At 31.6% G+C, this 3,317-nt stretch carries 3 protein-coding genes; all 3 read left to right on the top strand.

Going from position 1 to position 3,317, the window contains the following annotated elements; genetic code table 11:
- Window positions 1–140 precede the first annotated feature (140 nt).
- The 3 genes from Q0616_RS07510 to Q0616_RS07500 all read left to right on the top strand — a co-directional run bounded on the left by Q0616_RS07510 (window position 141) and on the right by Q0616_RS07500 (window position 3,284).
- On the top strand, window positions 141–518 hold the full coding sequence (locus tag Q0616_RS07510; RefSeq protein ID WP_286484400.1) for a hypothetical protein: 378 nt from the start codon (window positions 141–143) through the stop codon (window positions 516–518).
- Window positions 519–648: 130 nt separating this feature from the next.
- A complete protein-coding gene (locus Q0616_RS07505; RefSeq protein ID WP_298776197.1) occupies window positions 649–2,895 on the top strand; it encodes a TonB-dependent receptor in 2,247 nt (748 codons plus the stop codon).
- A gap of 23 nt (window positions 2,896–2,918) precedes the next feature.
- Window positions 2,919–3,284, top strand: a complete 366-nt coding sequence (locus Q0616_RS07500; RefSeq protein WP_298776194.1) for a heavy-metal-associated domain-containing protein — start codon at window positions 2,919–2,921, stop codon at window positions 3,282–3,284.
- Window positions 3,285–3,317 lie beyond the last annotated feature (33 nt).

Here is a 3,317-nt window from a genome sequence, read left to right as displayed (position 1 = left end):
AAATCAGAAAATGATATAAATTTTCTATTCTCTGTATTTCAAAATTTTGTTTATTTTTGTTCGACATGAAAATGCAACATTACATAAAATACGTTTTGTCAATAATTTTGATTTTTTCAAATCTTAGTTATGCATTTTCTATGCATTTTTGTCAAGGAGAGATGGAGCAAGTGAAGTTGAATCATCTTGATAATAATTCGTGCGAGATGGAAATGACAACTTCATGTTGTCCTCCGAAATCAGAATCAAATCACTGTGAGATTCCACAAGGAGAAACAGAAGAAGATGATGATTGTTGCAAGGATATTTCATATTCGGATAAATTTGTAGAAAAACAAACAGTTAAAATTCAGAAGCTTTTTCCGATAAGTTTTATTGCTTCAGAAATTCTTCAAATTAAAATTTCGTTTCAGAATGAAGAGGTTAACAATCAGTCAAGTTTTCTTGATTTTTATGTTGCATCAAATGCGCCTCCATATTATATACTCAATTCTCAATTAACATTTTACGAAGGCTAATAACCGTTTTATTTCGATTAAAAACTAATCAGAAAGCAATACGTTATTACTTGAATATTAAAGTACTTGATTAAATCAAAAATCAGCAAGTACATAATAATAAATAGGCATTTAGCCTTAAATCGTAAAAATGAAAAAAATATTCACTTCAGTATTAATACTAAGTGCTGCGTTAACTTACGCACAATCTACTTTAAAAGGAAAAATAACAGATCAAAATCAGCAAGCAATTGTTGGAGCAGAAGTATTCTGGGAATCGACAGATATAGCTGTACTCACAGATGAAAATGGAAATTTTGAGATCGAGAATTATCAACCAACATCAGTTTTAGGAGTTTTTTATGAGAATGAAACAACTACTTTCAAAGAGTTAAAAGACGAGTTTATAACTATTACAATCAATGTAAAAAATCATTTTGGCGATACGTCTTTAAATGAAGTTGTGTTACGAGATACAAGTAGTTCACTTAAAAAATCGAAGTTTGCAACCAATATGACGACAATGTCAAGCAAAGAATTGTTGAAAGCCGCTTGTTGTAATTTGGCTGAATCTTTTGAAACAAATCCTTCCATTGATGTCAATTTTTCGGATGCGGTAACAGGAAATAAACAAATCAAAATGTTGGGATTAACATCACCGTATATTTTGATTGCGGAAGAAAATATTCCGAATGTTCGTGGAGCATCACAAGCTTTCGGACTTGGATTTACACCTGGAACTTGGGTAGAAAGTATTCAGGTTACAAAAGGTGCGGGAACGGTGATTAATGGGTACGAAAGTATTTCTGGGCAGATTAATACAGAATTAATAAAACCTGCTGACAATATTCCATTGTTTGTCAATTTGTATGGTTCATCAGATTCTCGTTTCGAAGGGAATGTACATTTAAATAAAAAACTAAATGATAAATGGAGTTCTTCATTGTTTTTGCATGGAAACGCACGTTTATCTAAAAATGATATGAACGATGATGGATTTTTAGACAATCCACTTGGTCATCAAGTAAATGTGATGAATCGTTGGCAATATCAAAACTTAGAAAAAGGTTGGGTTGGATTCTTTTCTGCACGATATCTGAATGATCAAAAGCAAGCTGGACAGTTAGATTTTGATAAAAAACGCGACAAGTTGACAACTAATTATTGGGGATCAGAAATCAATACAAATCGTGTTGATGTTTCATCAAAAATAGGATATGTTTTTCCAGAAATGCCTTATCAAAGTATGGGATTACAAACAGCGTTTAGTTACCATAAACAAGATTCTTATTTTGGACTGAATCAATATGATATCGAACAACAGAGCTTTTATGCTAATTATATTTTTAGTTCGATTATTAGCAATACAAAAAATAAATTCTCTACAGGAGCGAGTTTTACGTACGATAAGTTCAAAGAATTTGTAGCGCTTCCGACAGATGCGAATTATGATCGAATTGATAATTCAGCAGGAGCATTCTTCGAATATACCTTTGATAATATGAAAAATTTCAATATGATTGCAGGGCTTCGTGCAGATTATCACAATCGAATGGGTTTCTTTTTGACGCCACGTTTGCATACACGCTATACACCTGCAAAAGGAACAACCATAAAAGCTTCTGTTGGTCGAGGAAAACGCATGAATAATATTTTTGCAGAAAATCAAAATTTGTTTGCTTCATCAAGACAATTTAATATTATTGGAGATGGAGGAGAGATCTATGGTTTAGATCCAGAAATAGCTTGGAATTATGGTTTTTCTGTAACGCAAGAGTTTAAATTATTTGGAAAAAACGCAGATATTACAGCAGATTTTTATCGAACAGATTTCGAAAATCAAATTGTAACCGATATTGATTATTCAGCTCGTCAGGTTCGTTTTTATAATTTAGAAGGCGATTCGTATGCAAATTCTTTTCAGTTTGATTTTAATTATAATCCATTTACACATTTCAAAATAAGAGCATCATACAAATATTATGATATCGCTACTGATTATGAAAAAGGAAAATTAGAACGTCCATTGCAAGCAAAACATCGTTTCTTTACGAATTTAGAATATGAAACGCATGAAAAAAATGGAAAAAATTGGCGTTTTGATATTACTTATAATTGGATAGGAAAACAACGTTTACCAAATACATTGGACAATTTGCCAGAAAATCAATTGAACGAGTATTCGAATCCATTCGGAACAATGAATTTTCAGATTACAAGAGTTTTTTCAAAACGATTTGAAGTGTATGTAGGAGGGGAAAATGTAACAAATTATCAACAAAAACGTGTCATTTTAGGAGCTGATAATCCTTTTGGTTCAAATTTCGATAGTTCGATTGTTTATGCGCCAGTTTTTGGACAAATGTATTACGCTGGATTAAGATTTAATTTAAAATAAAAATCATTAAAAATTATATAAAAATGAAAAAATTATTAGCATTTGCTTTGGTTGCGACTTTAGGAATTAGCGCACAAGCACAAAATAAAAATGCAAAGCATGATTTACATGTAAAAGGAAATTGTGGGCAATGTAAAGATCGTATAGAAAAAGCAGCTTATGCTGTAAAAGGTGTAAAGTCTGCTGAATGGGATAGCAATACACAAAATTTACATATCATATTGAATGAGAAAAAGAGTAAAGTGGAGGCTGTTGAAAACGCTGTAGTCGCAGTTGGGCATGATACTGACAATAAACGATCAGAAGATAAAGTGTACGGAAGCTTGCCTTCTTGTTGTTCTTATAATCGTGAAGGTGCTGCTGGTGAAGCTAATACACATAGTCATTAAACTATATTTATAAAAACAAAAAAGAGATTTCTA

It is taken from the genome of uncultured Empedobacter sp. (genome assembly GCF_937930195.1).
GTDB lineage: Bacteria > Bacteroidota > Bacteroidia > Flavobacteriales > Weeksellaceae > Empedobacter > Empedobacter stercoris.
This window is presented reverse-complemented; position numbering and strand designations above follow the sequence as displayed.

Coding starts and splice junctions, on each gene's coding strand:
- Q0616_RS07510 (WP_286484400.1), top strand. CDS start 141: ATGCATTTTTGTCAAGGAGAGATGGAGCAAGTGAAGTTGAATCATCTT.
- Q0616_RS07500 (WP_298776194.1), top strand. CDS start 2,919: ATGAAAAAATTATTAGCATTTGCTTTGGTTGCGACTTTAGGAATTAGC.
- Q0616_RS07505 (WP_298776197.1), top strand. CDS start 649: ATGAAAAAAATATTCACTTCAGTATTAATACTAAGTGCTGCGTTAACT.